This is a genomic window from Halomonas sp. BC1, assembly GCF_002078135.1.
In the GTDB taxonomy this organism is placed as follows: Bacteria; Pseudomonadota; Gammaproteobacteria; order Pseudomonadales; family Halomonadaceae; genus Vreelandella; species Vreelandella stevensii.
Map to the genome: position 1 here is coordinate 36,036 of NZ_LFGS01000011.1, position 26,333 is coordinate 62,368.

Annotated in this window: 24 protein-coding genes; 10 read left to right on the forward strand and 14 right to left on the reverse strand. The window is 56.1% G+C overall.

All coding sequences use genetic code 11. The features are described 5' to 3' along the window. The first annotated feature begins 75 nt into the window (after positions 1 to 75). Complete coding sequence (locus B7L72_RS08955) at positions 76 to 396, forward strand: carboxymuconolactone decarboxylase family protein (protein WP_039858439.1); 321 nt, start codon at positions 76 to 78, stop codon at positions 394 to 396. Between the two features lie 92 nt (positions 397 to 488). Here the strand turns inward: B7L72_RS08955 and B7L72_RS08960 are convergent, their stop codons facing one another. The 5 genes from B7L72_RS08960 to B7L72_RS08980 all read right to left on the reverse strand — a co-directional run bounded on the left by B7L72_RS08960 (position 489) and on the right by B7L72_RS08980 (position 6,969). After that, on the reverse strand, positions 489 to 1,982 hold the full coding sequence (locus B7L72_RS08960; RefSeq protein WP_081193871.1) for an MFS transporter: 1,494 nt from the start codon (positions 1,980 to 1,982) through the stop codon (positions 489 to 491). A 58-nt stretch (positions 1,983 to 2,040) separates the two neighbouring features. Next, positions 2,041 to 2,499, reverse strand: coding sequence for a universal stress protein (locus tag B7L72_RS08965; protein ID WP_081193873.1), 459 nt, complete (start codon positions 2,497 to 2,499; stop codon positions 2,041 to 2,043). Positions 2,500 to 2,570: 71 nt separating this feature from the next. Continuing rightward, complete coding sequence (locus tag B7L72_RS08970; protein ID WP_081193875.1) at positions 2,571 to 4,163, reverse strand: antiporter; 1,593 nt, start codon at positions 4,161 to 4,163, stop codon at positions 2,571 to 2,573. A 239-nt stretch (positions 4,164 to 4,402) separates the two neighbouring features. After that, a complete protein-coding gene (narL, locus tag B7L72_RS08975) occupies positions 4,403 to 5,071 on the reverse strand; it encodes a two-component system response regulator NarL (protein ID WP_081193877.1) in 669 nt (222 codons plus the stop codon). After that, positions 5,071 to 6,969 (reverse strand): type IV pili methyl-accepting chemotaxis transducer N-terminal domain-containing protein, encoded by a 1,899-nt coding sequence (locus B7L72_RS08980; RefSeq protein ID WP_081193879.1) that lies wholly within the window; start codon positions 6,967 to 6,969, stop codon positions 5,071 to 5,073. The genes narL and B7L72_RS08980 overlap by 1 nt, the downstream gene beginning before the upstream one ends. A gap of 176 nt (positions 6,970 to 7,145) precedes the next feature. Here B7L72_RS08980 and B7L72_RS08985 point away from each other — a divergent pair, with 176 nt between their 5' ends. The 3 genes from B7L72_RS08985 (at position 7,146) to B7L72_RS08995 (ending at position 8,590) form a co-directional block, all read left to right on the forward strand. After that, complete coding sequence (locus B7L72_RS08985; protein WP_254893786.1) at positions 7,146 to 7,715, forward strand: hypothetical protein; 570 nt, start codon at positions 7,146 to 7,148, stop codon at positions 7,713 to 7,715. A gap of 84 nt (positions 7,716 to 7,799) precedes the next feature. After that, positions 7,800 to 8,192: a ribonucleotide reductase subunit alpha gene (locus tag B7L72_RS08990; RefSeq protein ID WP_081193883.1), complete on the forward strand. Its 393-nt coding sequence runs from the start codon at positions 7,800 to 7,802 to the stop codon at positions 8,190 to 8,192. Between the two features lie 11 nt (positions 8,193 to 8,203). Further along, positions 8,204 to 8,590, forward strand: a complete 387-nt coding sequence (locus B7L72_RS08995; RefSeq protein ID WP_022523558.1) for a SirB2 family protein — start codon at positions 8,204 to 8,206, stop codon at positions 8,588 to 8,590. Positions 8,591 to 8,753: 163 nt separating this feature from the next. On the opposite strand, the gene B7L72_RS09000 is transcribed toward B7L72_RS08995, so the two are convergent. Continuing rightward, a complete protein-coding gene (locus B7L72_RS09000) occupies positions 8,754 to 9,029 on the reverse strand; it encodes a nitrous oxide reductase accessory protein NosL (protein ID WP_254893787.1) in 276 nt (91 codons plus the stop codon). Positions 9,030 to 9,144: 115 nt separating this feature from the next. Between B7L72_RS09000 and ubiT the strand changes: the two genes are divergently transcribed. Next, positions 9,145 to 9,642, forward strand: a complete 498-nt coding sequence (gene ubiT, locus B7L72_RS09005; RefSeq protein WP_081193885.1) for a ubiquinone anaerobic biosynthesis accessory factor UbiT — start codon at positions 9,145 to 9,147, stop codon at positions 9,640 to 9,642. A 60-nt stretch (positions 9,643 to 9,702) separates the two neighbouring features. Here ubiT and hmpA read toward each other — a convergent pair whose 3' ends face one another. Further along, the gene (gene hmpA / locus B7L72_RS09010; RefSeq protein WP_081193887.1) at positions 9,703 to 10,875 is read right to left on the reverse strand and encodes an NO-inducible flavohemoprotein; all 1,173 of its coding nucleotides are present in this window, start codon (positions 10,873 to 10,875) and stop codon (positions 9,703 to 9,705) included. A 177-nt stretch (positions 10,876 to 11,052) separates the two neighbouring features. Here hmpA and B7L72_RS09015 point away from each other — a divergent pair, with 177 nt between their 5' ends. Next, positions 11,053 to 12,051 carry an IS5 family transposase gene (locus tag B7L72_RS09015; RefSeq protein ID WP_081193889.1) on the forward strand — a complete coding sequence of 333 codons (999 nt, stop codon included), beginning with the start codon at positions 11,053 to 11,055 and terminating at the stop codon, positions 12,049 to 12,051. 318 nt (positions 12,052 to 12,369) lie between these two features. Next, the gene (locus B7L72_RS09020) at positions 12,370 to 13,581 is read left to right on the forward strand and encodes an NnrS family protein (protein WP_081193891.1); all 1,212 of its coding nucleotides are present in this window, start codon (positions 12,370 to 12,372) and stop codon (positions 13,579 to 13,581) included. 72 nt (positions 13,582 to 13,653) lie between these two features. Here B7L72_RS09020 and B7L72_RS09025 read toward each other — a convergent pair whose 3' ends face one another. Next, positions 13,654 to 13,950, reverse strand: a complete 297-nt coding sequence (locus B7L72_RS09025; RefSeq protein ID WP_254893788.1) for a hypothetical protein — start codon at positions 13,948 to 13,950, stop codon at positions 13,654 to 13,656. 656 nt (positions 13,951 to 14,606) lie between these two features. On the opposite strand from B7L72_RS09025, the gene ltrA reads away from it, so the two are divergent. Then, positions 14,607 to 15,806, forward strand: a complete 1,200-nt coding sequence (gene ltrA, locus B7L72_RS09035) for a group II intron reverse transcriptase/maturase (protein ID WP_254893789.1) — start codon at positions 14,607 to 14,609, stop codon at positions 15,804 to 15,806. Positions 15,807 to 16,098: 292 nt separating this feature from the next. Here the strand turns inward: ltrA and B7L72_RS09040 are convergent, their stop codons facing one another. From B7L72_RS09040 to ubiU, 6 genes are all read right to left on the reverse strand, one after another. Further along, a complete protein-coding gene (locus B7L72_RS09040) occupies positions 16,099 to 16,545 on the reverse strand; it encodes an Rrf2 family transcriptional regulator (RefSeq protein ID WP_022523538.1) in 447 nt (148 codons plus the stop codon). A 119-nt stretch (positions 16,546 to 16,664) separates the two neighbouring features. Next, positions 16,665 to 17,414, reverse strand: coding sequence for an anaerobic ribonucleoside-triphosphate reductase activating protein (locus B7L72_RS09045; RefSeq protein ID WP_081193897.1), 750 nt, complete (start codon positions 17,412 to 17,414; stop codon positions 16,665 to 16,667). 70 nt (positions 17,415 to 17,484) lie between these two features. Next, positions 17,485 to 17,649 (reverse strand): anaerobic ribonucleoside-triphosphate reductase, encoded by a 165-nt coding sequence (nrdD, locus tag B7L72_RS09050; protein WP_027959384.1) that lies wholly within the window; start codon positions 17,647 to 17,649, stop codon positions 17,485 to 17,487. A 44-nt stretch (positions 17,650 to 17,693) separates the two neighbouring features. After that, entirely contained in the window at positions 17,694 to 19,445 is a 1,752-nt protein-coding gene (locus B7L72_RS09055; protein ID WP_081193898.1) for a ribonucleoside triphosphate reductase, read from the reverse strand. A gap of 137 nt (positions 19,446 to 19,582) precedes the next feature. Beyond that, positions 19,583 to 20,530 (reverse strand): U32 family peptidase, encoded by a 948-nt coding sequence (locus tag B7L72_RS09060; protein WP_081193899.1) that lies wholly within the window; start codon positions 20,528 to 20,530, stop codon positions 19,583 to 19,585. Between the two features lie 9 nt (positions 20,531 to 20,539). Further along, positions 20,540 to 21,535 (reverse strand): ubiquinone anaerobic biosynthesis protein UbiU, encoded by a 996-nt coding sequence (gene ubiU, locus B7L72_RS09065; protein ID WP_081193901.1) that lies wholly within the window; start codon positions 21,533 to 21,535, stop codon positions 20,540 to 20,542. Between the two features lie 241 nt (positions 21,536 to 21,776). Here ubiU and hemN point away from each other — a divergent pair, with 241 nt between their 5' ends. Together hemN and B7L72_RS09075 are read left to right on the forward strand one after the other, a co-directional pair. Beyond that, on the forward strand, positions 21,777 to 23,162 hold the full coding sequence (gene hemN / locus B7L72_RS09070; protein ID WP_081193903.1) for an oxygen-independent coproporphyrinogen III oxidase: 1,386 nt from the start codon (positions 21,777 to 21,779) through the stop codon (positions 23,160 to 23,162). 174 nt (positions 23,163 to 23,336) lie between these two features. Then, the coding region (locus B7L72_RS09075; protein ID WP_081193905.1) for a nitrate reductase subunit alpha at positions 23,337 to 26,333 on the forward strand (2,997 nt) is incomplete at its 3' end.

Consider the following 26,333-nt stretch of genomic DNA (forward strand, 5'->3'; position numbering starts at 1 on the left):
TTAAGTGTGGTGTGTGGCATTTAGTTGCTGTACTTCTATACTGTGAACTTCAATTTATCGTTAAGGTATTGCACTATGACAAAGCATGATTTGCCTTCTGGAGCCGGAGATGTCGCAAACCAGTATCCTGAGATATGGGAAGCTTATGCCGCATTGGGCAAAGCCTGTGCTGAAGCTGGGCCGCTTGATGAACGTAGCCGGCGTTTGATAAAACTCTCGCTGGCCATCGGGGCACGCTCCGAAGGGGCCGTTCACTCCCATGTGCGTCGTGCCTTGGAGGAGGGCGTGAGTGCCGAGGAACTTAAACAAGTAGCCATGTTAGCGATTCCTACCACCGGTTTTCCGACTGCTGTGGCGGCCTTAACATGGATTGAGGACATCACGGATCCTGATTAAGAGCGCTCTGAGGGCGCTCTTTTTATTCTAGAGGCACTGTCCGGATCCAATCGACGCGAACAGTGCCGTGACGCTACAGATGTGCCGACCGTTCAGTGCTTGGCACTCTGTAGTGCCTGCTCTTCGATATCTCTATCGACCGAAGAAATATAGTACTCGTCGTCAAAAGCGCCCTCTGGCTCCTTGAGCCACACTAGGCAGATAACCCAACTAATGAAGGCGCCGGTCGCGATGATGTAGAAGAACTGCGACGGTGTGACAAACGTAAAGATGGTGAGGTAAACCACCGCGCCAACATTACCGTAGGCGCCGGCCATGCCCGAGATTTGTCCAGTGATGCGGCGTTTGATGGAGGGAATGATACCGAAAGTTGCCCCCTCGGCGCCTTGCACGAAAATCGAGGTGCCGATGGTCACCGCAATGGCCAGAATCAGTGGCCAACTCGAATTGAGCAAAGCCATTAGCAAGAACCCAACGCTAATGCCAAACATGTAGCACAGCATCACAAAACGCCGGTTGCCCATACGGTCGGAAACCATGCCGCCCATGGGGCGCGCCACCAGATTGACGAACGCGAATGACGCAGCGATCAGGCCGGCCGTAGCTGCATTCAGGCCCCAGGTCTCCTCAAAGAACATGGGCAGCATCGATACCACTGCGAGTTCAGCGCCGAAGTTGGCAAAATAGGTGCTGTTCAGCGCCGCCACACTGTTGAACGAGTACTTATCATCTTCCGGCACACCCTTACGCAGGATCGGTAGATTGACTCTTAGGATCTGGACAATTTGATAGATGACGATCGCGATAATGGCTAGATAAGCGATGGTCGCACCAGTAACTGATAAATAGCCCATATACTGGATACGCCAGACCAGGATGGCGAGTACGCCGACCAGAGGGATGGTCCAGATGATCAGCTTGATCATATCGCCCCAGGAGCTCACTTCCATGGCAGCGGTCTTGCGTGGCTTCCGGTGAGCCTGAGCATCCGGGCCATCGGTAATCGCGAACCAGTAGTAAACACCGTAAGCGGCCATAACAATAGCACTCTGGGCGATTGCCCAGCGCCAGCCATCGGGGCCGCCATACATGCTCAGGGCGATGGTCGGCAGCGACATGGCCGCTACGGCGGAGCCGAAATTACCCCAGCCAGCGTAGAAGCCTTCGGCGAAGCCGATGTCCTTGGGCTTGAACCACAGCGCCGTCATGTGGATACCGACCACGAAGCTGGCACCAATCGAACTCAGCACCAGACGCGCCACCAGCAGCTGCGTCATGCTGTTACCGAAAGCAAATGCCAGCGCCGGTAGTGACATAGTTACCATAAGCACCGAGAACACCCGTCGCGGGCCGAACCGATCCAGTGCCATGCCAACGATGATGCGGGCGGGAATAGTCAAGGCGACGTTGCAGATGGCGAACAGCTTGAGATCATCCGTGGTCAGCCAGTCGACGCTCTTGAGCATGCTCGACGCGAGCGGCGCCATGTTGAACCACACGTAAAAGGTTATAAAGAAGGCAATCCAGGTCAGGTGCAAGGCCCGAATTTCGGGGCTGCGAAACTTGAATACAGCGGAAACTTTCATGGTCGTATCGTCCTGTGTCCCAAAGGTGGTCTGTACCAAAAGGAGGGGTAGGGGCTGCTCAAGGGCTGGGTAGGATCAACAAGGGACATTCGGCGCGCCGGGCCAGGAATGAGCTGACGCTGCCAAAAGTCATGTAGTCGAGTTCATCAACGAAATAAGTCAACGACTTGGCGATGATGCCGCCGTCCGGCTGGTGGCTATGGCGGGCAATGACCAGTAGGTCTGGCGAGAGTTTGCGAGTGGCCTGAAGCAGCATCTTGCGCGCGTCTCCCTCGGCGAGAAGCTGCTCGGCCTGGAAGCCCTCGCCGATAGCGAATGTCACACCCTCTTGAAGGTGCTGCTTAACCTCATCGTGTTCCTGCTGAAAAAGCGCCTCGTTGTTATCGGTAGCATCGAGTGGATTCTCCACCACGCCGACCAGTACCAGCAGAGGTTGGTTACAGCGGAACATAGTGACGACTTGAGCGAGTGCCAGCTTGGCGTTCCGAGAACCGTCATAGGCAATCATGATTTTCATAGTGTCCTCCCGCATTGGGGTAGGGGGTATGGCCCGGAGCTAAGCTCCGGGCGTAAAGAAGCAAGTTGTACTCAAGGGTTTTTGACGTAGGCACCCTTGCGTAGGTAGAACCACCAGTTGATGACGAGGCAGATGGCGTAGAAGACCGCAAAGCCGTACATGGCAAGCTCCGGTGTGCCGGCCTGGATTTGCTCGCCCATTACCCGCGGGGCGATGAAGGCGCCATAGGCAGCGACGGCTGAGGTCCAGCCAAGTACCGGGCCTTTCTGCTGCTGGTCGAAAATAACCCCGATGCTGCGGAAGGTAGAGCCGTTGCCGATACCACTGGCGGCGAATAACACGATGAATAGCAGCAGGAATAGCCAGAAGAATTGATTAGGATCGGTGGCGTTATAGGCCTGCATCATCACGTAACCGGTGGCGATAGAGGCGACCACCATGACCGCAGAGATTATTTGGGTAACGATGGAGCCGCCCACTTTATCGGAGATCCAGCCGCCCAACGGGCGTATGAGGGCGCCTACGAAGGGGCCTATCCAGGCCCAGGTCAAAGCGCTGGGCGCCTCTGGGTTGGCCACGCGAATCAGTGTGCCGTCGGCTGTCGCTTCCATCATGTTGCCGAAGATGACGTTGATGGAGAGCGGTAGGGCTGCAGAGAAGCCGATAAAAGAGCCGAAGGTCAGAATGTAGAGGATGGTCATTGACCAAGTGTGCTTATTGGAAAATATTGCGAACTGCTTCTGGATATTGGGCTTGATGTCGCCAGGAATCAGGCGCAGCAACACAAGGGTCAGAACGATGGTTAGCGGTAGGGCAACCCACATATTAAGCCAGCTGAGAGCCAGCATGCCGACGATGGCAGTCACCATGCCGACGCCGTAGAGGCCCAATATTTTGCTGAAAGCCGCCAGCGGCGAACCAGGGTTGGGCGTAATAGTGCGAAGATTGTTCATACCGAACCAACCGGCGAACGCCAGCGGAATCAGAAAAACAAGCCAGATAAAGCCAGCATTCTGGATCCAGGTATCGGTACCTGCTTCGATACGGCCGATCAACGTACCGCTAGCGCTTTGCAATTCCATCGGCGATCCGGCCATAGCGCCGAAAATGCCGACGGTCATCACCAGCGGGATCACAATCTGCATGGTGGTAACGCCGAAATTGCCGAGGCCCGCATTCATGCCCAGGGCGTAACCTTGCTGCTTGCTGGGATAAAAAGTGGAAATGTTGCTCATCGAGCAAGCGAAGTTACCACCGCCGATACCGGAAAGTAGTGCCAACGCCTGGAAAACCCAGAACGGCGTGCCTGGGTTCATCAAGGCGATACCAGTGCCGGCTGCGGGGATCATCAATAGCGCGGTGGTCAGGAAGATAGTGTTACGCCCGCCAGCGATGCGGATCATGAACGATGCTGGGATGCGCAGGGTGGCACCTGCTAGACCGGCAAGCGCCGTCAGTGAAAATAGCTGGTTAACCGTGAACGAAAAACCCAGGTTCTGCATCTGGGTGGTAATCATTCCCCACATCATCCAGACAGCAAAGCCCATCAGCAGGCTGGGAATGGATATCCATAGGTTGCGGTTGGCGATGTGTTTGCCTTCCTGTTCCCAGAATTGGGCGTCTTCGACATTCCATTTCTCAATGTCGGCATTTATCTTGCGCATGGCGGTTTCCCCTTGGCATCAAACCTTTCTGCGTTTGGCAGTTAGAAGGCAAGATACGCTTGCAAAGGGGGTTGGGAAACTAAGGGAAATGACCTATAAATCAGCGATATACCTCTTGAGAGGTAGTCGCTGAAAAGCCAAGGTTCATTGATTTTAAAGACAAAAAATCGAGAGGGGGTAAAGGCGGATCAGAACAAAAAGTACGCTGGGAGTCTTTAGAGGTAACCACACAGAACCAGCTAGTGATCGATACCTGCCTGAACGGCCCAGACGGCGGCTTCAACGCGTGAGCGCAGGTTGAGTTTTTTGAGTAGGTGCTTGACGTGGACCTTGACCGTGCCTTCGGTAATATCCAGCTTGCGCGCGATGAGCTTGTTAGAGAGGCCACCGGCAAGCTGTTGCAGGATTTCGCGTTCGCGTTGGGTCAGGCTATGGATGTCGGGAGTGGTGGGCGCGCTACGCTGATTACGTAAGGCTTCTGCTAGCAGGGCGGTTAAGCTCTCACTAATCACCATACGACCCAGGGCAGCCTGACGCAGCTGGCGTACCATGTCGTCGGGCTCCATATCCTTTAGTAAATAACCGTCGGCACCGGTGCGTAGCGCCGCGACCACATCATCCTCATGGTCGGAAACAGTAAACATCACCACACGGCCGCTATAGTTAGCTTCCCGAAGGCGACGCAATGCTTCTAATCCATTGACGTCAGGCATGTTTAAATCAAGTAGAACTAAGTCAGGCTCTAGCTTGAGGGCCAGCGTAATGCCTTCTTCAGGGTTGCCCGTCTCGCCAACCAGTTCAAGATCGTCCTCTAGCTCAAGCAGCTGAGCGACGCCACGGCGTAATAGCGGGTGGTCATCAATAATCATCAGGCTGGCGGGTGTATCGTTGGCGGTGGTCAGCGTCATTAAGAAGTCCCTGTACCTAAATGAGAGTCAGCGGCAGCCTTAGAAGGGTGCTGCTGGATTAAGCGAGCGGTCAATGGAGTAAAGACAAGTTCAATACCGGTTCCCCCCGTGGGGCGATTGGCGATGCTCAGTTCCCCGTTCAGGGTGTTGACCCGGTCACGTATGATCACCAATCCATAGTGCATCGGCGGTGAGCTGTCGTCTTCCAGGCCGATGCCGTCATCCTCGACGCGTACTAACAGTTGAGCATCGGCGAAGCGTACCGTCACGGCAGCCCAGTGAGCTTTGGCGTGCTTATGGGTATTGGCCAGCGCCTCACGAATGATTTGCAGCACGTGAATTTCTTCGTTGGGGTTAAGCAGGTAAGGCGGCACGTCGTAGTCAAGTTCGACCGTTGCTCCCATGCGTTGGGTGAACTCATCGACGGTTTGGCGCAGAGCGAATTGTAAACCCGGGCCTTCGAGTTTAAGCCGAAAAGTGGTGAGAAGTTCGCGCAGCTGGCGATAGGCGCTGTTTAATCCGTTACGCAATTCATCGAATACTGCAGACTGGGCCTCTTTAGTTGCCTCTTTCTGTTGCATTCGTTCGAGTCGTGCGACCTGCATTTTCAAATAAGACAGCGATTGCGCCAGAGAGTCGTGCAGTTCGCGCGCAATGATGGTTCGCTCGTTGATCAAGGTGACGTGCTGCTGCTCCTCAATACGCCGCTGTAGGTACACCGCCGTGGCGAGCTGGTCAGCCAGCATGGTAAGCAGGCGGCGGGTACTATCGTTGAGACGCTCTTTGGGGTGCCATACCTCCAGGGTGCCCAATAGCGTGTCACCTACGCCAATAGGTAATAGCAGGCATTGTGACTGGTCGGTTGCGACCAACTCAAGGGGCCGGGGGTCGATCAGGCAAGCATGGCAATCCTGATCGCGGCAATACTCTGGTCGGGTACGCGAATGGGTTTCTAATACCGGCATTTCCCGTTGATCGAAGGGGTCGTTTAGCGAAAGCCGTATCGGCCCGATGTTCAACAGCTTTTCCATTTCGCGCAGCATGGGGGCTGCGCTAGAACAAAGATCGTTACCTCCGCCATACAGCGAACGGCTCGCATCGTGCATAACTCGCAGCGCCTGGTTGCTGCGTTCAAGCTCCTGCTTCTTGCGCGATACGATGTCTTCCAACGCGGCGTAGCTGGTCGCCAGCTCGGCAGACATCCTGTTAAAGGTGTGGCCCAGCAATGCCAACTCGTCGCTGCCGCGAAGCTGGGAACGTGGCTTGAAGTTACGCTGCGCCGCCTCGCGGGCAAGTACCATCAGCTGGCGCAGCGGCACTACTAGATTATGGCGAACATCGTAGAGGGCGATCGAGACCACAATCGCGATCAGTACCAAAAAGAGCAGCTGCATCATGCCCAGCAGCCGCACCTTGGCCTCGGTGCTCTGTTCCAGATAGGTCACTAGCACTTCAATATCATTGACCATCGCCACGATCATCATTTCCAGTGTATCCAGGTCAAGCTCGGTGGCAGTGGTCGGTACCTCTAGTGCCGGGCGAAGCGTGTGCTGCCAGTAGATCTGAAGTTTTTCCAGTTGACGGCGGCGCTCATGACGATCATCGGCGGGGATCGTTTGTTGTAGCGTCGTGCCATGCAAACTCTGATCGAAGCGCGTCACCAGACCTTCGAGCTGTTCTGCGCTTGCCTCCTCTGGAGCATACTCCAGTCGTTGCAAGGCCCCCATGATCTGATAGGCATTCATGCGTAATGAGCCAGCGACATTAATCGCGGCAGCATCGCCACGGCTGCTGTTAGACATTGCCATGGTCAGGGTGATGCTGATAAGCGCCATCCCGCTAATGGCAAGTAAGGACGCAATGATGCGAGCAACCAGGGAGCGCTGAAGTAATTTCATGGCAGTTCCGATAGCGCGGAAGAGGTAAGGGAGTGTGGCACTGTCTGCATTTCGATACGAGGGCTATTCCTTTGGGGTTAGCCGACCTACCTCCGATGTTTTTTGACCTACGCCCAGTATTTACAGACAATTCTTACATGTCTTCCGATGTCTTTATACCCTCGCTGGGAAACGCCATGCCATCACCCGTGCCGCCTCCCACGTTGGAGACATCAACACAGCCAGTGAATGGTTATCAGTTGCTGGTAGCCATGTTGCTAATGCCGCTGGCAAGTGCTTTAGCGGTGGCGACCTGGACACTTTATGCCCTGCTCGCAAAGCAGCCTGTCTATGTGCTGATACCGTTGATTAGCGGTGTGCTATTGGCGTGGCCGGCCTGGTATATCGCCAAACGGGGCGACACCTGCCGCTTGATGCAGTGGCTATTATGGGGGCTAGCGTTGGCCCTGGGCGGGTTTGGGTTGGCTAGCCAGCCGTGGGAGTTTTTGTTGGTGGGGGCTGGGCTTGGACTGGGAGGGGCGGTGATTACCACCGGCATCGCCCACGCCAAAGGCTGGATGCCTGGTCGTTGGGTGTGTCTTTGTGTCGCCCTTTTGCTGGCTTTAGCGGCAGGTGTCGGGCTTTCCCTTCGGATGGCCCCCCTGGTAGTTCAAGCCTATGGTTGGCGTGCAGCGCCACTTAGCCTGCTGATCCCTCTGTTCATGGTAATGCTGCTGCTGTGGCTTTTCGTAGAGTCACCCGAGTAACGCCGCCTATGAGTCTCACCTGTTCATTCTTACCTACTCTCTCTCACCTTCTGATTCTAAACCACTAGCGATAAGGCCCATTTTATGACCATAGCGACGTTTGCCGATTTACTGCAGGAAGCACGTAAACAACCTAAGCCCCAGCGACTGCTGTTTGTGTTCGTTCGCGCAGAGCTGCCCGATTTCCCTGATGCTGACCAGCGTCGTCGCTTCGAACAGGGTGAAGGGGGTGTGTTGGTGCCTGTAGTATGCGTAGATAAGTCGACGGAGGAGCTGACCAGCATGGCGGCGTTGGTCGAAGAGTCACGCCGTACTGAGATCGAATGGGATCTAGTTTTCACAGCTGCCATGGACGACCCAAAAGATGACACTGAAGTCGAGCGGCAGCTCCAGCGTATGATGCAGTCGCTGCAAATGGGTAATATCACCGCTTATCTTGCCTTCGATCATCACGGCAATGCGGTTAACGTCGGCTAGGGACGGTTACCATGGAGCACTATTTCCTCATCAAGCACCTGCACATGACGGCCGCTGCGCTGAGCATCACACTCTTCGTAGTGCGCGCCTGGTGGTCAGTACAGGAAAGCCCGCGACTCAACGCCCGTTGGGTCAAGGTATTGCCTCACCTCATCGATACGGCTCTGTTGGGGCTGGGGGTGACTTTGATGGTGTTGCTTTCCGTTTGGCCCTGGCAGCTTCCTTGGCTTGGCGCCAAGTTACTGGCGCTGCTGGCCTATATCGGTATTGGCACCATTGCGATTAAGCGCGGGGCGACGCCAACGGTGCGAGCCTTGGCAGCGGTAGTGGCGGTGGCTATCTTCGCCTATATGGTGGGGGCCGCTGTTCATCACAGCCCGCTTTCCTGGCTAGCCTGAATTGCGGCTATTTTCTGCCTCACTCCTCACTCCTCACTCCTCACTCCTCACTCCTCACTCCTCACTCCTCACTTTTATTGCGCCATTGAGTGGGCGGCATGGCCGCTCCCTTCGTGGCGCCCGAGCTGGGCGAGTAATTCCAGGTCGATATCGTCATAGGCGATTATCTCGCCACCATGAACTTCTGCGAACTGCTCGCACGCTCATGGCTGGAGAACGGCGCAAGGGTGTGGCCCATGCTGCCTCGCTGGTCATGGCCGACCACATACCAAGCGTCTGCTGCAGGGATAAAGGCATCGTCTTTAGGTGCTTCCCAGGGTGTCACGCCGACATCATGCACATAGGCGTGGCGCAGCTGGGCCTGATTTTCGGGTTGCTGGAGGAAAACGAACATCTCCAGCGTGGAGCAGAATTTGTGCGCGTCACTGTGGCGCTCCATAAACAGGCTGATGCAACACATAGTCTTGACGCATGTCATTACCGTGCGTCTCAGCAACACTTAGCATCAGTGGCCTAGTGTTTGCCGATGATGCCTTTACCCTGGAGTGACTGCTATGTCATTGCTGTCTTTACCTTTTTCCAAGCCCTCTTTTTCCATTTCCCCTCCTATAACGCCTAGCCATTTGATACGTCTCCTTGATCCACGGGTACCTTTTACAATTAAGCAACATATCGTCGAGCCTTTACTCAACCGTACTTTTGCTATGCCGCTTGCAGAGGGGGAATTCGATGCTTTGGAAGGTCGGTGCATTAGTCTCAACATCGCCGATTTAGGTATGACGCTAAGCCTGACGCTTGAATCGCAGCGCTTGATGTTATGTCGCGAGAAAGGCGAGGCAACCATTCGTGGAGGTTGGCGTGAATTCTTGTGCCTTGCCACGCGCCGCGAAGATCCCGACAGCCTGTTTTTCCAGCGTCGCTTAATCATTGAAGGGGATACAGAGCTGGGGTTGACGCTCAAGAATCTACTTGACGGTTGCGAGGAAGGCCTTGCACAAGGGCGTTTGGGTGAACTGTTGTTGGGGCTGGAGCGTTTGGTACGCAAAGAGTGACCCAGACTTCTGAACTGCTACTAACAAGCGGCCCCAGTATAATACCGAGGCCGTCCATAATTAAGCTGCGTCGAGGGGGCGTGAAGGCCCAAAGTGCTCAAAGTGTCGGCGATCCTTGTCGACTCCCAGCTCGGACAAAGCGCTGTTAATCGCCGTCATGAATCCTTGAGGGCCGACGAAATAGCAGCGCGCCTTAAGATCAGGCAGGTAGTGAGCTAATAAGCTGCGGTCGATACGACCAATATGTTCGGCTTCGTTGCCGCGCTCATGAATGCGGACAGCCTTAAGACGTTGAGGATACTCGCTCTTCAGCGCCTCTAATTCGCCTTTAAAGGCCTGGTGGTCGGCATCCAGAGCCGCGTGTAGATAGATGACTTGCCGCCCAAGGGACAAGGCATGTCTTGCCATGGGGAGCAGGGGCGTTTGCCCAACGCCGCCGCTGGCAAGCAGCAGTGGTTCGTCACCTTCAATCAGCGTGAGGTCACCTGCTGGCGGTAGCAGTTCCAAGGTGTCGCCGGGTTGTAAGACATCGTGGAAGTGGCGGCTGACTTGGCCCTGCTCTTCGCGTTTGATCGAGATTCGATAGCTTTGACCATTTGGCGTGTCTGAGAGGCTGTAATGCCGATAAACCAGCTCGCCATTAATGGTTAGACGTACACCGATATACTGACCTGGCTCATGCTCAGCCACACGACCTCCATCCTCTGGCTCAAGGATAAAAGAGCGAATTAAAGCACTTTCCTGCTGGGTACTGGCAATCTTGAAACGGCGTGTGCCGCGCCATCCGCCCGGGCGCTGCTCAAATTCACGATAGCGCTGGTCTTCGAGGTCAATTAACAAGGCGGCAAGCTCGTTATATAGGGCGCCCCACGCATCGGCGATTTCCGGGGTGACAGCATCACCCAGCACTTCGCCAATCGCTGCCAGCAGGCATTCACCGACAATAGGGTACTGCTCGGGAAGAATGCCTAGCGAGACGTGTTTACTGACCACAATATCCAGAGTAGCCCGCGCCTGAGCTGGATTACCGCGTAGTTGCACATAGGCCAACACGGCGTTGGCCAGGGCACGGGGCTGACCACCGCTTTGCTGATGAACCTCATTAAAGAGGGGCTTGACCTCTGGGTAACGGGTAAACATCAGCGGATAGAAGCGCTGTGTAATCGCATTCAGGTGTTCGGCCACGACGGGAGCTGTCGCGTTGATCAGCTTTTCCTGCTCATGTGTTAGCACGGGTAATACCTCAATCGTTAAGATTCATTACACATGCATCTTAACGTCAAAAACTATAAATACCAACCAGGAAGGTGCCTTGTTAAGGAAACACTGCACAAATCCCGCCGTAGCTGCCGGATCGACACCGGCGGGGTAGAATCTGATCATCCCGCCACCGTCTGACAGAGCCGTCCTATGAAGCAGATCTCGTTCGCCCAGGCAGAGCACCAGAACAAGAAGAAGGTCACCCGCCGCGAGCGGTTTCTGGCCCAGATGGAGTCGCTAGTGCCTTGGCAACGGTTGATCGATGCGTTGTCGCCATCCTACTTCCCGAACGCGGCGGGCAAGCGGGGCCGGCCGCCCATCGGCCTTGAGCGCATGCTGCGGATCTACTTCCTGCAACAGTGGTATGCGCTTGCTGACGAGGCGCTCGAAGATGCCATCTACGACAGCCAGGCGATGCGCGACTTCGTGGGGATCGACCTGGCCATCGAGAGCGTGCCGGATGCGACCACACTACTGCGCTTCCGCCATCTGCTGGAAAAGCATGCCCTGACGCAGCGGATCTTCGAGGAGATCAATGCTCACCTGGCCGAGAAGGGGCTGTTTATGCGTGAGGGCACCATTGTCGACGCCACCATCGTCGCGGCCGCGCCCTCCACCAAGAACAAGGCCAAGCAGCGCGACCCCGAGATGAAACAGACCCGCAAGGGCAACCAATGGTACTTCGGCATGAAGGCTCACATTGGCGTCGACGCGGTGACCGGGCTGACGCATACCGTGGTTGCCACCTCGGCTAACGTGGCAGATGTCACCATGGCAGACCACTTGGTGCGGGATGATGACAAGCGAGTCCACGCTGATGCCGGCTACATCGGTATGGGCAAGCGCCTGGGTGAAGAGAAGGACGCGGAGGATTCCCGTTGCTGTATCGCGGCCAAACGGGGCGGCATCAAGAAGATGGAAGAGAGCCCGATGAAAGAACTGCTGCTGAAGATCGAGAGAACCAAGGCCAGCATCCGCGCCAAGGTTGAGCATCCGTTCCACGTCATCAAGAACCTCTTCGGCTACCGCAAGGTGCGCTACAAGGGGCTGGCCAAGAACCAGGCGCAGCTATTCAGCCTGTTCGGGCTGGCCAACCTGGTGCTGGCGACGAGATGTGAAGGACGAGTTGACGGGGCCAGTGCGCCTTGAATCTGCCCTGCCAGCCGAATAATCCGGCTGGCAGGGGAAATAGGCCATCTTTACTGGTCAGAAAGCGACCGCTGATGCGGTGAAAGTACCATTCTGAGCGCTTCAGCCGCTTAGAACCGAATTGATCAGCGGTTCCTTAAGGAGAGGGGCTGCTAGCTATTGGAATAACAAGGCCTGAATACAATGCAAAAGCGCTTGTTATCGAGCGACGATGAAGCTTATCTGAGTCTATAAGATGCATTTTTGATACTTGTCATGGTTTTTGTAATTAGCCTAGCGCACAATGCAAATCCAAGTAATTCAGTGGGGTATTATGCTATGTCGACTATCACCTCCTCCCAACCTGCCTCCAAGCTCAAGCAACTGCCGTTGTTACGGCTGGCTTTTCGGCCCTTTTTCCTGTTGGCCGCGCTGTTCAGTATTTTATCTCTACTGGTATGGCTGGGCTTTTGGCATGGCAATATTTTGCTGCGCCCTTATGGCGGCCTGGTGTTCTGGCATCAGCATGAGATGTTGTTTGGTTTTGCCGCAGCGGTGATCGGGGGGTTTTTGCTTACCGCTGTACGAAACTGGACAGGACTGCCGAGCTTAAGCGGCGGGCCGCTACTGGGTCTGGTGGTGTTATGGTTGTTGGGTCGGGTGTTGATGGCTTTTCCCATGGATTTGCCAGGATGGCTGCTGCTGGCGGTTGACCTTGCATTTCTTCCCGTGGTCGCCATTGTTATGGCGCGACTGGTCATTACCGCAAAGCGGTGGCGCAACTTGATCTTTATACCCGTGCTGTTGCTATTTGCCACGGCTAATCTGGCGATGCACTTAGGGGTGATGCAGGGTGACGCCGAGCTGATCCGCCAAGCAGCCTACTTGACCGTACTGTTAATCACACTGATGATGACGGTAGTGGGCGGGCGCGTGATTGCCATGTTCACTGCCAATCGTTTGGGCCGCACCAAACCTGAACCTATTGCTTTACTCGAAGGAGTGACGCTGGTGAGTACGGCTGGCGTAGTCGTGCTGCAGCTGGTCACCATGTTGGGAGTTGCCATTCCTGCTTTTTTAATGGGGGGAGTGATGCTCTTAGCGGCGTTGGCCAACACTGTTCGCATGGCGCGTTGGGGTGGGTTGCATAGCTGGCGTGAACCTTTACTTTGGGGGCTGCACGGCAGCTACGCCTGTATTCCGCTAGGGCTTGTCATGTGGGTCTTGGCACTCATGGGGCTGATGCGTATTGAACTTGCCGTGCACGCCCTGACCATTGGTGGCATGGGCACCATGATGCTGGCCATGATGGCCAGGGTTTCGCTAGGTCATACGGGCCGCCCCATACGCACTTTGCCCGGTATTGGTGTGGCGCTGGGCTTAATGCTAATAGCCGCCTTGGTGCGCTCACCCGTCTTGGCGTTATTTCCCCAGATTACCCACTGGACCTATACGCTGAGCATCATCTTCTGGTGCGTGGCCTACGCAATATTCGTTGTGCACTACACATGGCCATTGATGCAGGCGCGAGTCGACGGTCAGGATGGCTGAACGAATAATAGAAGACGCCTGCATCCGTTCGAATGCAGGCGTATTAAAACCACTGAGGTGTTCAAACGCTCATTAGCGATCAGCCAGGGTGACCCGGGCACCGCCAAAGGCAAGACTGTGTGGGTTAGCCACTGGACGGTTGTTGGTGAGGTGGGTAATGCCTACTCCGCAACGGCCCACCATCCAGATCAGGCAGGCTGTAAAATAGAGGTAACCCAGAGCCCAGGGAGCTACGGCGGGTAGCCCGAGCCAGCCCAGTAGATGCCAAATTCCCGTGAACAACACCCCGCCTAAAAGCCCTACCCAAAACGTTCTAATCTGAAACTGCAAATGGGAAGCGACCCACTCCTCGGCATCGTTTCTCTTCATGTGGGCAATGAGTACCCCTATGGGGGTGGTGACCACCGCTAACACGCTACCCAGAAAGAGCATATAGACAACGATAGCCGTGCCACGTCCACGGCTTTTCTTGTGCGCCCGGCACGGGCGCACTCCTGGAGGTGCAAGTCCTCCCGTAAGCTGGCCACAGCGAACGAAGCGAAGCGCAACTGCGGAAGGGTGACCAACCGTGGGAAGGAAGCGTGGAGCGTAAACCGCGAGCCGATGAACAAGAACCGGATAGGAGGCGCTGCCGAGCAGGGCGAGCGGGCAAGAAGCCGCGAAGCTCTTGTGGCCAAGGCGACGTAGCGTATATCCGGCGGTTGTGCGGTGAAGGAGTGTGTCCTTACCCGGGGAGATCTCGCCTTATGCCTGAAAGGGCAACGTGACCACACGGAGCGAGAAGTCAGCAGAGGCCGTAGTAGCTCCTCGTCTTTTTTTTGGAGCAAAGGGCTGAACGAGAAGGAGCGTCAAACGTCTTGTCGATGAGATCAGTAATGCATCAGATGCCCGCGACTGCGGGGCGGGAGAAGGCATGCCAAGGTGAAGCCTTGTCGTCCTGCTCCAGCGATGAAACTGGCCTCCCGCGACAAGTGTCGGAGGACGCAGGGCAAGGTCTGCTTGAGCGGGCCTTCGCAAGAGAGAACATGCTACGTGCATGGAAGCGCGTGCGTGCCAACAAGGGAGCAGCAGGCATCGATGGTCTGGACATTGCTCAGACCGCCGAGCACCTAAGGTGGGCCTGGCCCGATATTCGACAGCAGCTTCTTGCAAGTCGATATTATCCTCAGCCTGTCCGCCGAGTGGCTATTCCGAAGCCAGATGGAAGCGAACGAGAACTGGGGATACCCACCGTGACTGACCGTCTTATCCAACAGGCACTGCTGCAAGTTCTACAACCGCTGATCGATCCTACTTTTAGCGAGCACAGCTACGGCTTCCGTCCGGGCCGCCGTGCCCATGATGCCGTACAAGCTGCTCAGCGCTTCGCCCAACAGGGTTACCACACCGTTGTTGATGTTGACTTGTCACGATTCTTTGACCGAGTCAATCATGACATCCTGATAGACCGCCTGAGGAAACGCATCCAGGATAATCGTGTTATCCATCTGGTTCGTGCGTATTTGAATGCGGGAATAATGGAAGGAGGGGTGGTCATTCATCGGCATGAGGGGACGCCGCAGGGTGGCCCATTATCGCCGCTACTGGCCAATATCCTGCTGGATGAGGTGGATCGCACACTGGAACATCGCGGCCACCACTTTGCTCGCTATGCCGACGACTGCAACGTTTACGTGCGTAGCCAGAAAGCAGGGGAGCGAGTCATGGCTTTGCTACGACGCTGTTACAGTAAGCTGCGCTTGACGATCAATGAGTCCAAGAGTGCGGTCACCAGCGTGTTTGGCCGCAAGTTCCTGGGCTACGCCCTGTGGGAAGCCAAGGGTGGAGATGTCCGACGTGGTATATCAGCCAAAGCGTTGGGGACATTTAAACAGCGGATTAGGCAACTGACACGCCGAAATGGCGGGCGCAGTATCGCACAGGTCGTCGCCTATCTACGACGCTACCTTTTAGGCTGGCAAGGCTACTTTAAGCTGTCGCAAACACCTCGTATCTGGCGGTCGCTGGACGGGTGGATACGAAGACGTTTAAGAGCTTTGCACCTAAAGCAATGGCGTCGGGGTAAGACGATTTATCGTGAGCTGCTGCGTCTTGGCGCGACGCCGAGGGTAGCACAATCGGTGGCGGCGTTGAGTCGTCGTTGGTGGCACAACAGTCTGTCGGGAGTCCATCATGTATTAACGGTGGCCTACTTTGATCGGTTGGGCGTGCCCCGTCTCTCATAACCTCAACTTCTCGAACCGCCCGGTGCGGACCCGCATGCCGGGTGGTGTGGCAGGGGATCGGTCAGCCATGCTGACCGCCCCTATGCCGATAAACGTATTAGAGGAAGTCGACGTTGAAGTGGCCTCTTGAGAAGCGGAGGGCATGGAGGATGGGGAGATAGCCATAGAGTACCTCATTCGGCAAAGTGGGAATCATTAATAGCGTGTTAAAATGCATTTTTAATGCATTTATTGTAGAGCAACTATTCAGAATTTCCTTAGCTGAAATTAATAGGGTTGTTTCTAGTGATCGTTAGACATTGACGGTGGGGATACGCATTAGTCCTGCCAACTGTGGGTAACGATTGGACAACACATCTGCCAATGTATAGCGGTCAAGCACCTCCAGAAACGCTGATAGGGCTTCGTTTAGAATGGGCTGGAGCCGACACGAAGGGGTGATGATGCAGTTGTTATCGCTATGAAAGCACTCGACTAGCTCCATGCCATGTTCCATTTCGCGCACGAGTTTACCCAGCACGATAGTAGCGGGGTCGCGCGTTAGCAATAGGCCACCATTCTTGCCCCGAATAGCGGTAACGTAGTTCTTCTGGCTAAGCTCCTGAACGACTTTCATCAGGTGATTGCGAGAAATATCAAAGGTCTCTGCGATCTCGTTGATAGTAGAGCGCTCTTCGCCTTTCACGGCGAGGAAGATCAGCACGCGTATTGAATAATCGGTGAATCGAGTGAGATGCATGGAGTGCGCTTTGCTCCGAGAGTAATCCAACTGTAAAAGAAACATGTTGTATGAACGTTCAGTAAGTTGCAATCAGAACATGGGGGTACCAATACTGGCCTAGGTCAAGAAGGAAAGCGTTAGTGCCTTAGCTCGAGCTGGTCAAAGTGCGGTTTCAAACGGCTTATCAGCGCATTCATCTGAGCTGTAGATGGAGTATTGGCAACTGGCAGAGAATAGGTAGGGTCGAAGCATTGCTCGCTGCGGGCCACCTGCAGCGCATAGTGGCGTACCCCACAGTCGGCAAGACTCAGTGCCAGGCGTTCCACATCGGCAAGCTGAAAATCTTTCCAGTGAATGGTGGTACGGCACTCGAAATTGAGTCCGCTGTCGAGCAAAGCCTCCAAGCTACGGGCATGCAACTGCCAGATGCCGGGACGGCCGCAGATGCGGTCAAACGTTTTTCCGCGTCCTTTTACATCCAGCCCCACCCAGTCGAGGTGCGGTAATAGCTGGGTGAGGCGGTCAGGATAAGGGCCGACGGTATGTAGTCCCACCTTAAAGCCCAATGCTTTCACTTCCTTTACTGCATCGGACAAATCGGCATTCAGGGTGGGCTCACCACCGCTGAAAACCACCGCTTCCAGCAGGCCTTGCCGGGTGCTCAGGAATTCCAGTATCGCTTGCCACTCCTGGGATTCACCTCGGCGCGGCGGGATCATGTTGGGATTGTGGCAGTAGCCGCAGCGTAGCGGGCAGCCTTGGAGAAAGACAACGCACGCCAGATGATCGGGATAATCCAGGGTGGTCATGGGCACAAGGCCGGCAATCGGCAGCCGAACCGAAGATAATTTAGTTGTGATGTCGTCAAGTGTCGTCTGCATAGCCATAGTGAGATCCCCCTGCTGGGGCGCCTGTCGCCAGACCCCCCAGCCGTCGTTAGAGAAAAGTGAAGGCTAGCTACCGAGAGGCGGCGGCTTCAGTAAAATGGCGGCGCTCCTGGTGTTCGGCACGTTTGCCGATATTGAACTGACTTACCGGGCGGTGGTAACCCATGACGCGGGTCCAGACTTCGCAGCGCTGGCGCTGCTCAGTGGGCAAGCTAGCATATTGGGAGGTTTGCATTAGCGTGTTCCTTAAACGAGGTGATAAAAAGTGAGGCAAATGCCTCAAGCCGTGGCGGCGTCGATTGCGCTCGCCGTTTTTGCCCACAGTGCTTCGTCGCACTTGGGGCAGAACTCATGTTCACCCGCCAGGTAGCCATGCACCGGGCAGATCGAAAAGGTGGGTGTGACTGTGAGGTAGGGTAAGCGAAAGTGAGAGAGCGCCGTTTTTACCAGCTTGCGACAGGCGGAGGCCGAGGTAATCCGTTCGCGCATATAGAGATGCAATACCGTGCCACCGGTGTAGCGAGTCTGTAAGGGGTCTTGATGGCTCAATGCCTCAAAGGGATCATCGGTATGACCCACCGGCAATTGGCTGGAATTGGTGTAGTAGGGCGCCTCGGGTGTACCGGCTTGAATTATGTCAGGAAAGCGAGTCAGATCCTCCCGGGCAAAGCGGTGAGTGGTGCCCTCTGCAGGGGTAGCTTCAAGGTTATACATATGGCCGGTCTGTTCTTGAAATTCGCGCATCCGCTCCCGGACGTGGTCAAGAAGATCCAGCGCCAGCTGCAGCCCTTGGGCGTCGGCTATATCGCAGCGATCCCCAGTAAAGTTGCGCACCATTTCGTTAAGCCCATTCACACCCAGAGTGGAGAAATGATTGCGTAAGGTGCCCAGGTAGCGCTGGGTAAAGGGGTAGAGCCCTTGATCCATTAGTTGCTGAATGCGCTCGCGCTTGAGCTCGAGGCTATCGCGCCCGAGCGACAGTAGGCGATCCAGCTCACTGAACAGCCCGGCTCGGTCGCCGGCAAAGCGGTAACCGAGCCGGGCGCAGTTGATCGTCACTACTCCCAACGATCCGGTTTGCTCCGCGCTGCCGAACAGGCCGTTGCCGCGTTTGAGCAGTTCACTTAAATCAAGCTGCAGGCGGCAGCACATGGAACGCACCATGTGGGGTTCCAGATCCGAATTTAGAAAGTTTTGAAAGTAGGGCAGGCCGTACTTGGCGGTCAGTGCGAAGAGCCGCTCGGCGTTGTCGCTTTCCCAGTCGAAATCATGTGTGATGTTATAAGTGGGTATCGGGAAGGTGAACACACGCCCGTGGCGGTCACCGGCCTCCATCACTTCCAAATAGGCCCGGTTGATCAAGTCCATTTCAACCTGCAGTTCGCCGTAACTGAACGGCTGCTCCTCTCCACCGATAACCGGTACCTGTTGGCGCAAGTCGTCGGGGCAGACCCAGTCGAAGGTTAGGTTGGTGAAGGGCGTCTGGCTACCCCAGCGCGAAGGCACATTGAGGTTGTAAATGAATTCCTGAAGCGCCTGCTTGACCTGTGCATAGGTGAGGCCGTCCTTGCGTACGTAGGGGGCCAGGTAGGTATCGAAAGAGCTGAAGGCTTGTGCCCCGGCCCACTCGTTCTGCAAGGTGCCAAGAAAATTAACCATTTGCCCGAGGGCACTTGAAAGGTGGCGGGGCGGGTTGCTTTCGGCTCGTCCCGGCACCCCATTGAATCCTTCTAGCAGCAAAGTACGCAGCGACCAGCCGGCGCAATAGCCGCACAGCATATCCAGATCGTGAATATGCAAATCACCTTCCCTATGAGCTTCCCCCACGGCGTGGGGATAAATCTCATCGAGCCAGTAGTTGGCTATCAACTTGCCCGAGACGTTGAGGATTAAACCGCCCAATGAATAGCCCTGGTTGGCATTGGCGTGAACACGCCAGTCGGCGCGTTGGAGGTACTCATTGACCGTCGAGGCGACGTCAATATGATGCTTTGCTACCTGAACGCTTGTGGAGCTTTTCACCCAATTCACCTATATATGCTAACTTTAATAAAAATAAGTACTACATGTGGTGTTGAAGGGTAAGCGTTCAGGATTTTGCAATAAATGATCCAGATCAAAAATGGTGGGGAAAAATAGTAAGACGTGGTGGCGCCTAGGCTATGGCTTTAGCCAGTCATCGTGCGGGTGTTATCCATGCCAGGTCGGCCATACCAGTAACCGTCGCAGATTTCAGCATCCACCAGCGTCAAAGGATCGGGCGTAGCTAACCTGCCGTGGCGGGCCTGGTCGAAAGCCGTGACCACCTCGGCCATGCCTTCCGCCCGTGGGCTGAGACGCGCCACTGATACCCCCATATCCGCCATGACCGTCAGTTCATGGCGCAGATCCTGGCAGGCGCTGGAAAGGGTTTGAATACCGTTCAGGGTAAAAACATCCCGGGACTCTTGTGAACGTAGCACTAAGCCTTCGGGGTATTTTTGGCAGACGAACTTGCAGCGGTCTTTGGGTGTTTGGTGGCGCCGGGCGGTAAAACAGCGTGACGACCAGGCCAAGGGGAGATGCCCGTAGGCGAATACTTCACATGGGTGGGGAATGCCTGCCTGGTGGCAGTCGTGAATAAGCTTGGCTAAGTCTTGCTGTGACATTTCCACCGGCGCTTGCCAGCGCTTCATTCCAGCACGTGCCATGACGCCCAGCGTCGCCGGGTTGTAGAGGTTGAGCGCAGCACCGGCGATAAAGGGCAGTCCGGCACTGGAGAGTCGTTGCAGGGCGCTTTGGTCATTGGCCTCGACAATAAAATCACCGTTGTCACACAGCTTGCGCAAGTCACGCAAGTCGGCCTCAGACTCGATCAGTGTCTGGCTGGCGAGTACCACCTGCTTGCCCGCCTGGGCGAGCTCGCGCCCAATGCCTAGCCAGTCGTCCAGTTTCATGTCGCGGCGCCGCGAGCAGACGGTTTCGCCCAGGGTAATAATCTCTACCGGCCAGTCGGCCGCCTCGCGGTAGAAGTCGGCGTAGCGTTGCCGAGTCCAGTAAAAAAGTACCGGCCCGAGTGAGAGTTGAAGAGGGCTGGTTGATAAGGTCAGTGATGGGGGAGGTGTAGTGTTCGGCATAGTAGGCTCCTATTTCCAGCGGCGCTCGTAGGCGCCTAGGGTAGTGATGGCACCTTCGGAAAGCTCGGCAAGGCCGGCCATCCAGGCGGGGTCTGGATCAAAGCGCTCAGGCGGGGCCTCTAAGCGGTTGAGCGCCTGACGCCAGATCCCGGCCACTTTAGAGACATAGGCGGGACTGCGCTGACGACCTTCAATTTTGACGGCGCTAATACCCAGGTCGCGTAGCTCCGGCAATAGCTCCAGGGTATTGAGGCTGGTGGGTTCCTCAATGGCGTGATAGGTCTCGCCCGCCACCTCGAAGCGACCCTTGCATAGGGTGGGGTAGCCCGCGCGCTCGCCTTCGGCGTAGCGGTCGATAAGAACATTGTTAAGGCGCGACTCTAAGCCCTCAGGCGTTTCTTCCCAGCGGACATGGGCCGCTGGCGAGCAGACGCCCCGGGTATTGGGCGATTCGCCGGTCAGGTAGGAGGAGAGATAGCAGCGTCCTTCGGCCATGATGCACAGGCTGCCGAAAGCGAACACCTCCAGTTCTACCGGTGTTTGCTTGGCCAGGTCGCGTACCTGAGTGATTGACAGTACCCGTGGCAGTACGGCGCGCTTGATGCCGAAATGCTGGTGGTAAAAGCGAAGCGCTTCATGGCTGGTCGCCGAACCCTGCACTGAAAGGTGCCGCGAGATTTCAGGGTGATGGCGAGTAGCGTAGTCGAGCAGTCCCATATCGGCGAGAATCAGTGCATCCACGCCCAGTTCGGCGGCCTGGTCTACGGCCCGAGTCCAGTGTTGCCAGCCATCGGGCTGGGGATAGGTATTAATAGCGCAAAAAACGCGTTTGCCATGTCGGTGGGCGTAATCGATCCCCTCGCGGGCACGTTTGTCGGTAAAGTTTAGTCCGGCGAATTGCCGTGCGTTGGTGATGTTCTGGAAACCGAAATAGACAGCGTCGGCACCTTCATCTACGGCGCGCTTGAGGGCGGGCAGGTTGCCAGCGGGACATACAAGCTCCATAGCGAGACTCCTTGCGGGAAAAGTCCGAGCATTTTAGTCACCTATTTTTTGTCGGCTTTTGACACAGGTCATATCGGGGTGGCTTTCAAAAGAGGATAACGCTGCAGAGTAGGCAAGCTGGATGCAGGCAGTTTTTAAAACGTATATTGTATGAATATTAACCAATGCTTGCTGCACCCACTTCCAGAGATCTTTTTCAGAGACCTCTTTTAGAGCCCCTTTTCAGAGACCTTTTTCTATCATGCAAGATGAACTGCTCTTCAATCGCCCCCTGGTAGAGAAATATGACCGCCCAGGTCCGCGATACACCTCTTATCCCACCGCGCCCCAATTTCATGCTGCGTTTGCCGAGGATGATTACCGTAGCGCCGCCGAGCGCAGTAATCGGGTCGCAGTACCCAAGCCGCTTTCGGTCTATGTGCATATCCCGTTCTGCAAAAGCCTGTGCTACTACTGCGCCTGCAACAAAATCATTACTCATAATACCGAGCGAGCCGCCGAATACCTCCAGTGGTTAAAACAGGAGATACGTGTTCAGGGAGCGCTGTTCGATACCACCCGGCAAATGACCCAATTACATTTGGGCGGCGGCACCCCAACCTACTTAAGCAACGCCCAGCTAAGCGAACTGATGGCGGCGCTAGACGAAGCTTTTCACTTCGCTGCACCCGAAGAGCGCGAATTCTCGCTGGAGGTAGACCCCCGCACCGTGACCCCCGAACAGGTGTACGAGCTCTACACGCTGGGCTTCAATCGGTTGAGCTTCGGCGTTCAGGACTTCGATCACGACGTGCAGCAAGCGGTCAATCGCGTCCAGAGCGAAGAGCAGGTGGTATCCCTGGTCAAGGCTGCCCGCGAGGCGGGGTTTGAATCGGTCAGCGTTGACCTGATCTACGGTTTGCCGCTGCAGACGGTGGCGAGTTTCGATACGACGCTAACCAAGATTATTGACCTGCAACCGGACCGCATTGCCGCTTATAGCTACGCTCATCTGCCCGAACTGTTTAAAGCTCAGCGGCTAATTCGCCCTGAAGACATGCCGCCACCCGAGCGCAAACTGGAGCTGCTGGAGCTTACGATTAACCGCCTGACGGCCGCAGGGTATGTCTACATCGGCATGGATCACTTCGCCCTTCCGAATGACGAGCTGAGCTTGGCCCGTGAAAATGGCACTCTGCAGCGCAATTTTCAGGGCTACTCTACCCACGCCGACTGCGACATGATTGGGCTGGGCATTACCTCGATTGGTAAGGTGGGCGATACCTATAGCCAAAACGTCAAGGAAACTGCCCAGTATCAGCATCGCTTGGATGAAGGGCGTTTACCGGTCTTCCGTGGCTATCGCCTTAGCGATGACGACCGCCTGCGCCGCGATGTCATTAATACTCTGATGTGTCACGGCCGCCTTGAATTTGCCGCTATCGAGGCCCGGCACAACATCGATTTTCGCAGCTACTTCGCGAGTGCCTTGGCGAGCCTCGAAGAGATGGCGGACGACGGACTAATTGCTTTGCGCGACCATGAAATCGAGGTGCTGCCGTCGGGGCGATTGATGATCCGCAACCTGGCCATGGCGTTCGACGCCTACCTGAAACCAACGGAAAACCGTTATTCGCGCACGGTGTAATTTCAACAGCGCCAACCGTCTATTCCTTTACGTTGGCCGCTCTATCACCTTGGGGGTAGATAGGGTGTATATGGAGGTAATCACGCAGTAATTCTGATGTCGATCGCGCAGACTTCTCCTCATGGAACCCGCCTGACGGGTAACGCAAATTTCCGAGGAGCCTGGAGATCGACCATGAGTCACTTCATAGATCGGCTGAATTTCTTCCGCAAGTCCCGTGAGCCCTTCGCCAACGAACACGGTGAACTGCGCAGCGAATCCCGCCAATGGGAAGATAGCTATCGTGCCCGCTGGCAGCACGACAAAGTGGTCCGCAGCACCCACGGTGTTAACTGCACCGGTTCGTGTAGCTGGAAAATTTACGTTAAAAACGGTCTGGTGACCTGGGAGACCCAGCAGACCGACTACCCCCGTACCCGCCCCGACCTACCCAACCATGAACCGCGTGGCTGCCCACGCGGTGCCAGCTACTCCTGGTATATGTACAGCGCCAACCGTCTCAAGTACCCGTTGGTTCGCAAGCCGCTGCTGGCCCTATGGCGCGAAGCGCTCAAGGCGCATCCAGACCCGGTCGATGCTTGGGCGTCGATTGTCGAAGACCCGGCTAAGACCAAGCAGTACAAGCGTGCTCGCGGTATGGGTGGTTTTGTACGTGGTGACTGGGATGAGCTTAACGAACTGGTAGCGGCCTCGAACGTTTTTACCGCTAAACAGTATGGCCCCGACCGGATCATCGGCTTCTCGCCGATTCCCGCTATGTCGATGGTCAGCTACGCGGCCGGTAGCCGCTACCTGTCATTGATCGGCGGCGTCTGCATGAGCTTCTACGACTGGTACTGCGACTTGCCGCCCGCATCGCCGATGACCTGGGGCGAGCAGACCGACGTACCCGAATCCGCTGACTGGTACAACGCCGGCTACATCATTGCCTGGGGCTCCAACGTACCTCAGACCCGGACCCCGGATGCCCACTTCTTCACCGAAGTGCGCTACAAAGGCACCAAAACCGTCGCCATCACCCCGGACTACGCTGAGGTCTCTAAGCTCACCGATGAGTGGCTCTCCGCTAAACAGGGCACCGATGCTGCCCTGGCCATGGCCATGGGGCACGTGATCCTCAAGGAATTCCACCTCGATAACCCCAGCACCTACTTCACCGACTACGTGCGTCGCTATACCGACATGCCGTTCCTGGTGGAATTAGAAGCGCGAGAAGACGGTAGCTTCGTACCGGGCCGACAATTGCGGGCCAGTGATTTTGATGCAGCTTTAGGCCAGGAAAACAATCCCGAGTGGAAAACCGTTGCCTGGGACGAAACCCGCGATCAACTGGTCGTGCCGCGCGGCTCGATCGGTTTCCGCTGGGGCGAGACCGGTGACGAAGTAGGCAAATGGAACCTGGAATCGCTGGATGCTGCTGGCACCGAGATCAAGCCGCTCCTTAGCCTAGCCGAGCACCACGATAGCGTCGCGCGCGTGGCGTTCCCTTACTTTGGCGGTATTGAGCACGAGCACTTTGAGCACGTCAAAGGGGCGGGTGTTGGCGCGGCTGATGACCTGCTGTTCCACAACTTGCCCGCCAAGCGCCTGAAGAGGGCGGATGGCAGCGACATGCTGGCGGTTACCGTTTTTGATCTGATGTGTGCCAACTACGGCATCGACCGTGGCTTTGCCAGTGACGGCGAAGATGACGGCGCGACCTCGTTTGATCAAGTTCGTCCTTATACCCCCGCGTGGCAGGAGAAAATTACTGGCGTGTCGGCAGAGCAGTGCACCCGTATTGCCCGTGAGTTTGCCGACAACGCTCACAAAACCAACGGACGTAGCATGATCATCGTCGGTGCCGGTATGAATCACTGGTACCACATGGACATGAACTACCGCGGCCTGATCAACATGCTGGTCATGTGTGGCTGTATCGGCCAGAGCGGTGGTGGCTGGGCTCACTATGTGGGTCAGGAAAAGCTGCGCCCGCAGACTGGCTGGACCCCGCTGGCCTTTGGCCTTGACTGGCAGCGCCCGCCGCGCCATATGAACTCTACCTCGTTCTTCTATAACCACTCCTCCCAGTGGCGCTACGAGAAGCTAGAGATCAAAGAGATCCTATCGCCGCTGGCCAAAGCTGAGGACTACCCGGGCAGCCTGATCGACTTCAACGTACGCTCCGAGCGCATGGGATGGCTGCCCTCCGCGCCGCAGCTCGGTACCAACCCGCTGCGCCTGGCGAAAAAAGCCGAAGCCGCGGGCATGTCCACCGCCGACTATGCAGTGCAGCAGCTTAAGAGTGGCGAGCTGACCTTCGCTGCTGAAGACCCGGACAACGCGCAGAACTTCCCGCGCAACATGTTCATCTGGCGCTCCAACCTGCTGGGCAGCTCCGGCAAGGGCCATGAGTACATGCTCAAGTACCTGTTGGGTACCCGGCACGGTATTCAGGGCAAAGACTTGGGCGACTTCGGTGGCCAGAAACCTGAAGAAGTTGTGTGGCACGACGAGGCGCCGGAAGGCAAGCTCGACCTACTGGTGACCCTGGATTTCCGTATGTCCACCACCTGCCTCTACTCGGATATCGTGCTGCCCACGGCCACCTGGTACGAAAAAGACGACCTCAACACCTCTGACATGCACCCGTTCATCCACCCGTTGACCGCGGCCACCGACCCAGCCTGGGAATCGCGTAGCGACTGGGATATTTACAAGGGTATTGCTAAGGCGTTCTCCAAAGTATGCGTGGGACACCTGGGCGAAGAGACCGATTTGGTCACCCTGCCCATGCAGCACGATTCGCCTGGGGAACTGGCCCAGCCGGAAGTGTTGGATTGGAAAAAAGGCGAGTGCGCGCTGATCCCCGGCAAAACCATGCCGTCGCTGATTGAGGTCAAGCGTAACTACCCCGAGACCTACGAGCGTTTCACCTCCGTTGGACCGCTGCTGGAAAGTATTGGCAACGGTGGTAAGGGCATCGCCTGGAATACCGATGCTGAGGTCGAGCTGCTGGGTAAGCTTAACCACCGCAAGCTGGATGGCCCGCATAAAGGGCGTCCACTGATCGACAGCGCGATCGATGCCGCTGAAATGATTCTGACCCTGGCGCCGGAAACCAACGGCCAGGTAGCGGTAAAAGCGTGGGATGCACTCTCCAAAATCACTGGGCGCGACCATACCCACCTA

Coding starts and splice junctions, on each gene's coding strand:
- narL (WP_081193877.1), bottom strand. CDS start 5,071: ATGACGCTGACCACCGCCAACGATACACCCGCCAGCCTGATGATTATT.
- ltrA (WP_254893789.1), top strand. CDS start 14,607: ATGCTACGTGCATGGAAGCGCGTGCGTGCCAACAAGGGAGCAGCAGGC.
- B7L72_RS08970 (WP_081193875.1), bottom strand. CDS start 4,163: ATGCGCAAGATAAATGCCGACATTGAGAAATGGAATGTCGAAGACGCC.
- ubiT (WP_081193885.1), top strand. CDS start 9,145: ATGTCATTGCTGTCTTTACCTTTTTCCAAGCCCTCTTTTTCCATTTCC.
- B7L72_RS09000 (WP_254893787.1), bottom strand. CDS start 9,029: ATGGAGCGCCACAGTGACGCGCACAAATTCTGCTCCACGCTGGAGATG.
- B7L72_RS09045 (WP_081193897.1), bottom strand. CDS start 17,414: ATGGCTATGCAGACGACACTTGACGACATCACAACTAAATTATCTTCG.
- B7L72_RS08965 (WP_081193873.1), bottom strand. CDS start 2,499: ATGAAAATCATGATTGCCTATGACGGTTCTCGGAACGCCAAGCTGGCA.
- B7L72_RS09015 (WP_081193889.1), top strand. CDS start 11,053: ATGAAGCAGATCTCGTTCGCCCAGGCAGAGCACCAGAACAAGAAGAAG.
- B7L72_RS08960 (WP_081193871.1), bottom strand. CDS start 1,982: ATGAAAGTTTCCGCTGTATTCAAGTTTCGCAGCCCCGAAATTCGGGCC.
- B7L72_RS08980 (WP_081193879.1), bottom strand. CDS start 6,969: ATGAAATTACTTCAGCGCTCCCTGGTTGCTCGCATCATTGCGTCCTTA.
- B7L72_RS09025 (WP_254893788.1), bottom strand. CDS start 13,950: ATGAAGAGAAACGATGCCGAGGAGTGGGTCGCTTCCCATTTGCAGTTT.
- B7L72_RS09020 (WP_081193891.1), top strand. CDS start 12,370: ATGTCGACTATCACCTCCTCCCAACCTGCCTCCAAGCTCAAGCAACTG.
- B7L72_RS09040 (WP_022523538.1), bottom strand. CDS start 16,545: ATGCATCTCACTCGATTCACCGATTATTCAATACGCGTGCTGATCTTC.
- B7L72_RS08985 (WP_254893786.1), top strand. CDS start 7,146: ATGCCATCACCCGTGCCGCCTCCCACGTTGGAGACATCAACACAGCCA.
- B7L72_RS08990 (WP_081193883.1), top strand. CDS start 7,800: ATGACCATAGCGACGTTTGCCGATTTACTGCAGGAAGCACGTAAACAA.
- B7L72_RS09060 (WP_081193899.1), bottom strand. CDS start 20,530: ATGCCGAACACTACACCTCCCCCATCACTGACCTTATCAACCAGCCCT.
- nrdD (WP_027959384.1), bottom strand. CDS start 17,649: ATGCAAACCTCCCAATATGCTAGCTTGCCCACTGAGCAGCGCCAGCGC.
- hemN (WP_081193903.1), top strand. CDS start 21,777: ATGCAAGATGAACTGCTCTTCAATCGCCCCCTGGTAGAGAAATATGAC.
- B7L72_RS08955 (WP_039858439.1), top strand. CDS start 76: ATGACAAAGCATGATTTGCCTTCTGGAGCCGGAGATGTCGCAAACCAG.
- ubiU (WP_081193901.1), bottom strand. CDS start 21,535: ATGGAGCTTGTATGTCCCGCTGGCAACCTGCCCGCCCTCAAGCGCGCC.
- B7L72_RS08995 (WP_022523558.1), top strand. CDS start 8,204: ATGGAGCACTATTTCCTCATCAAGCACCTGCACATGACGGCCGCTGCG.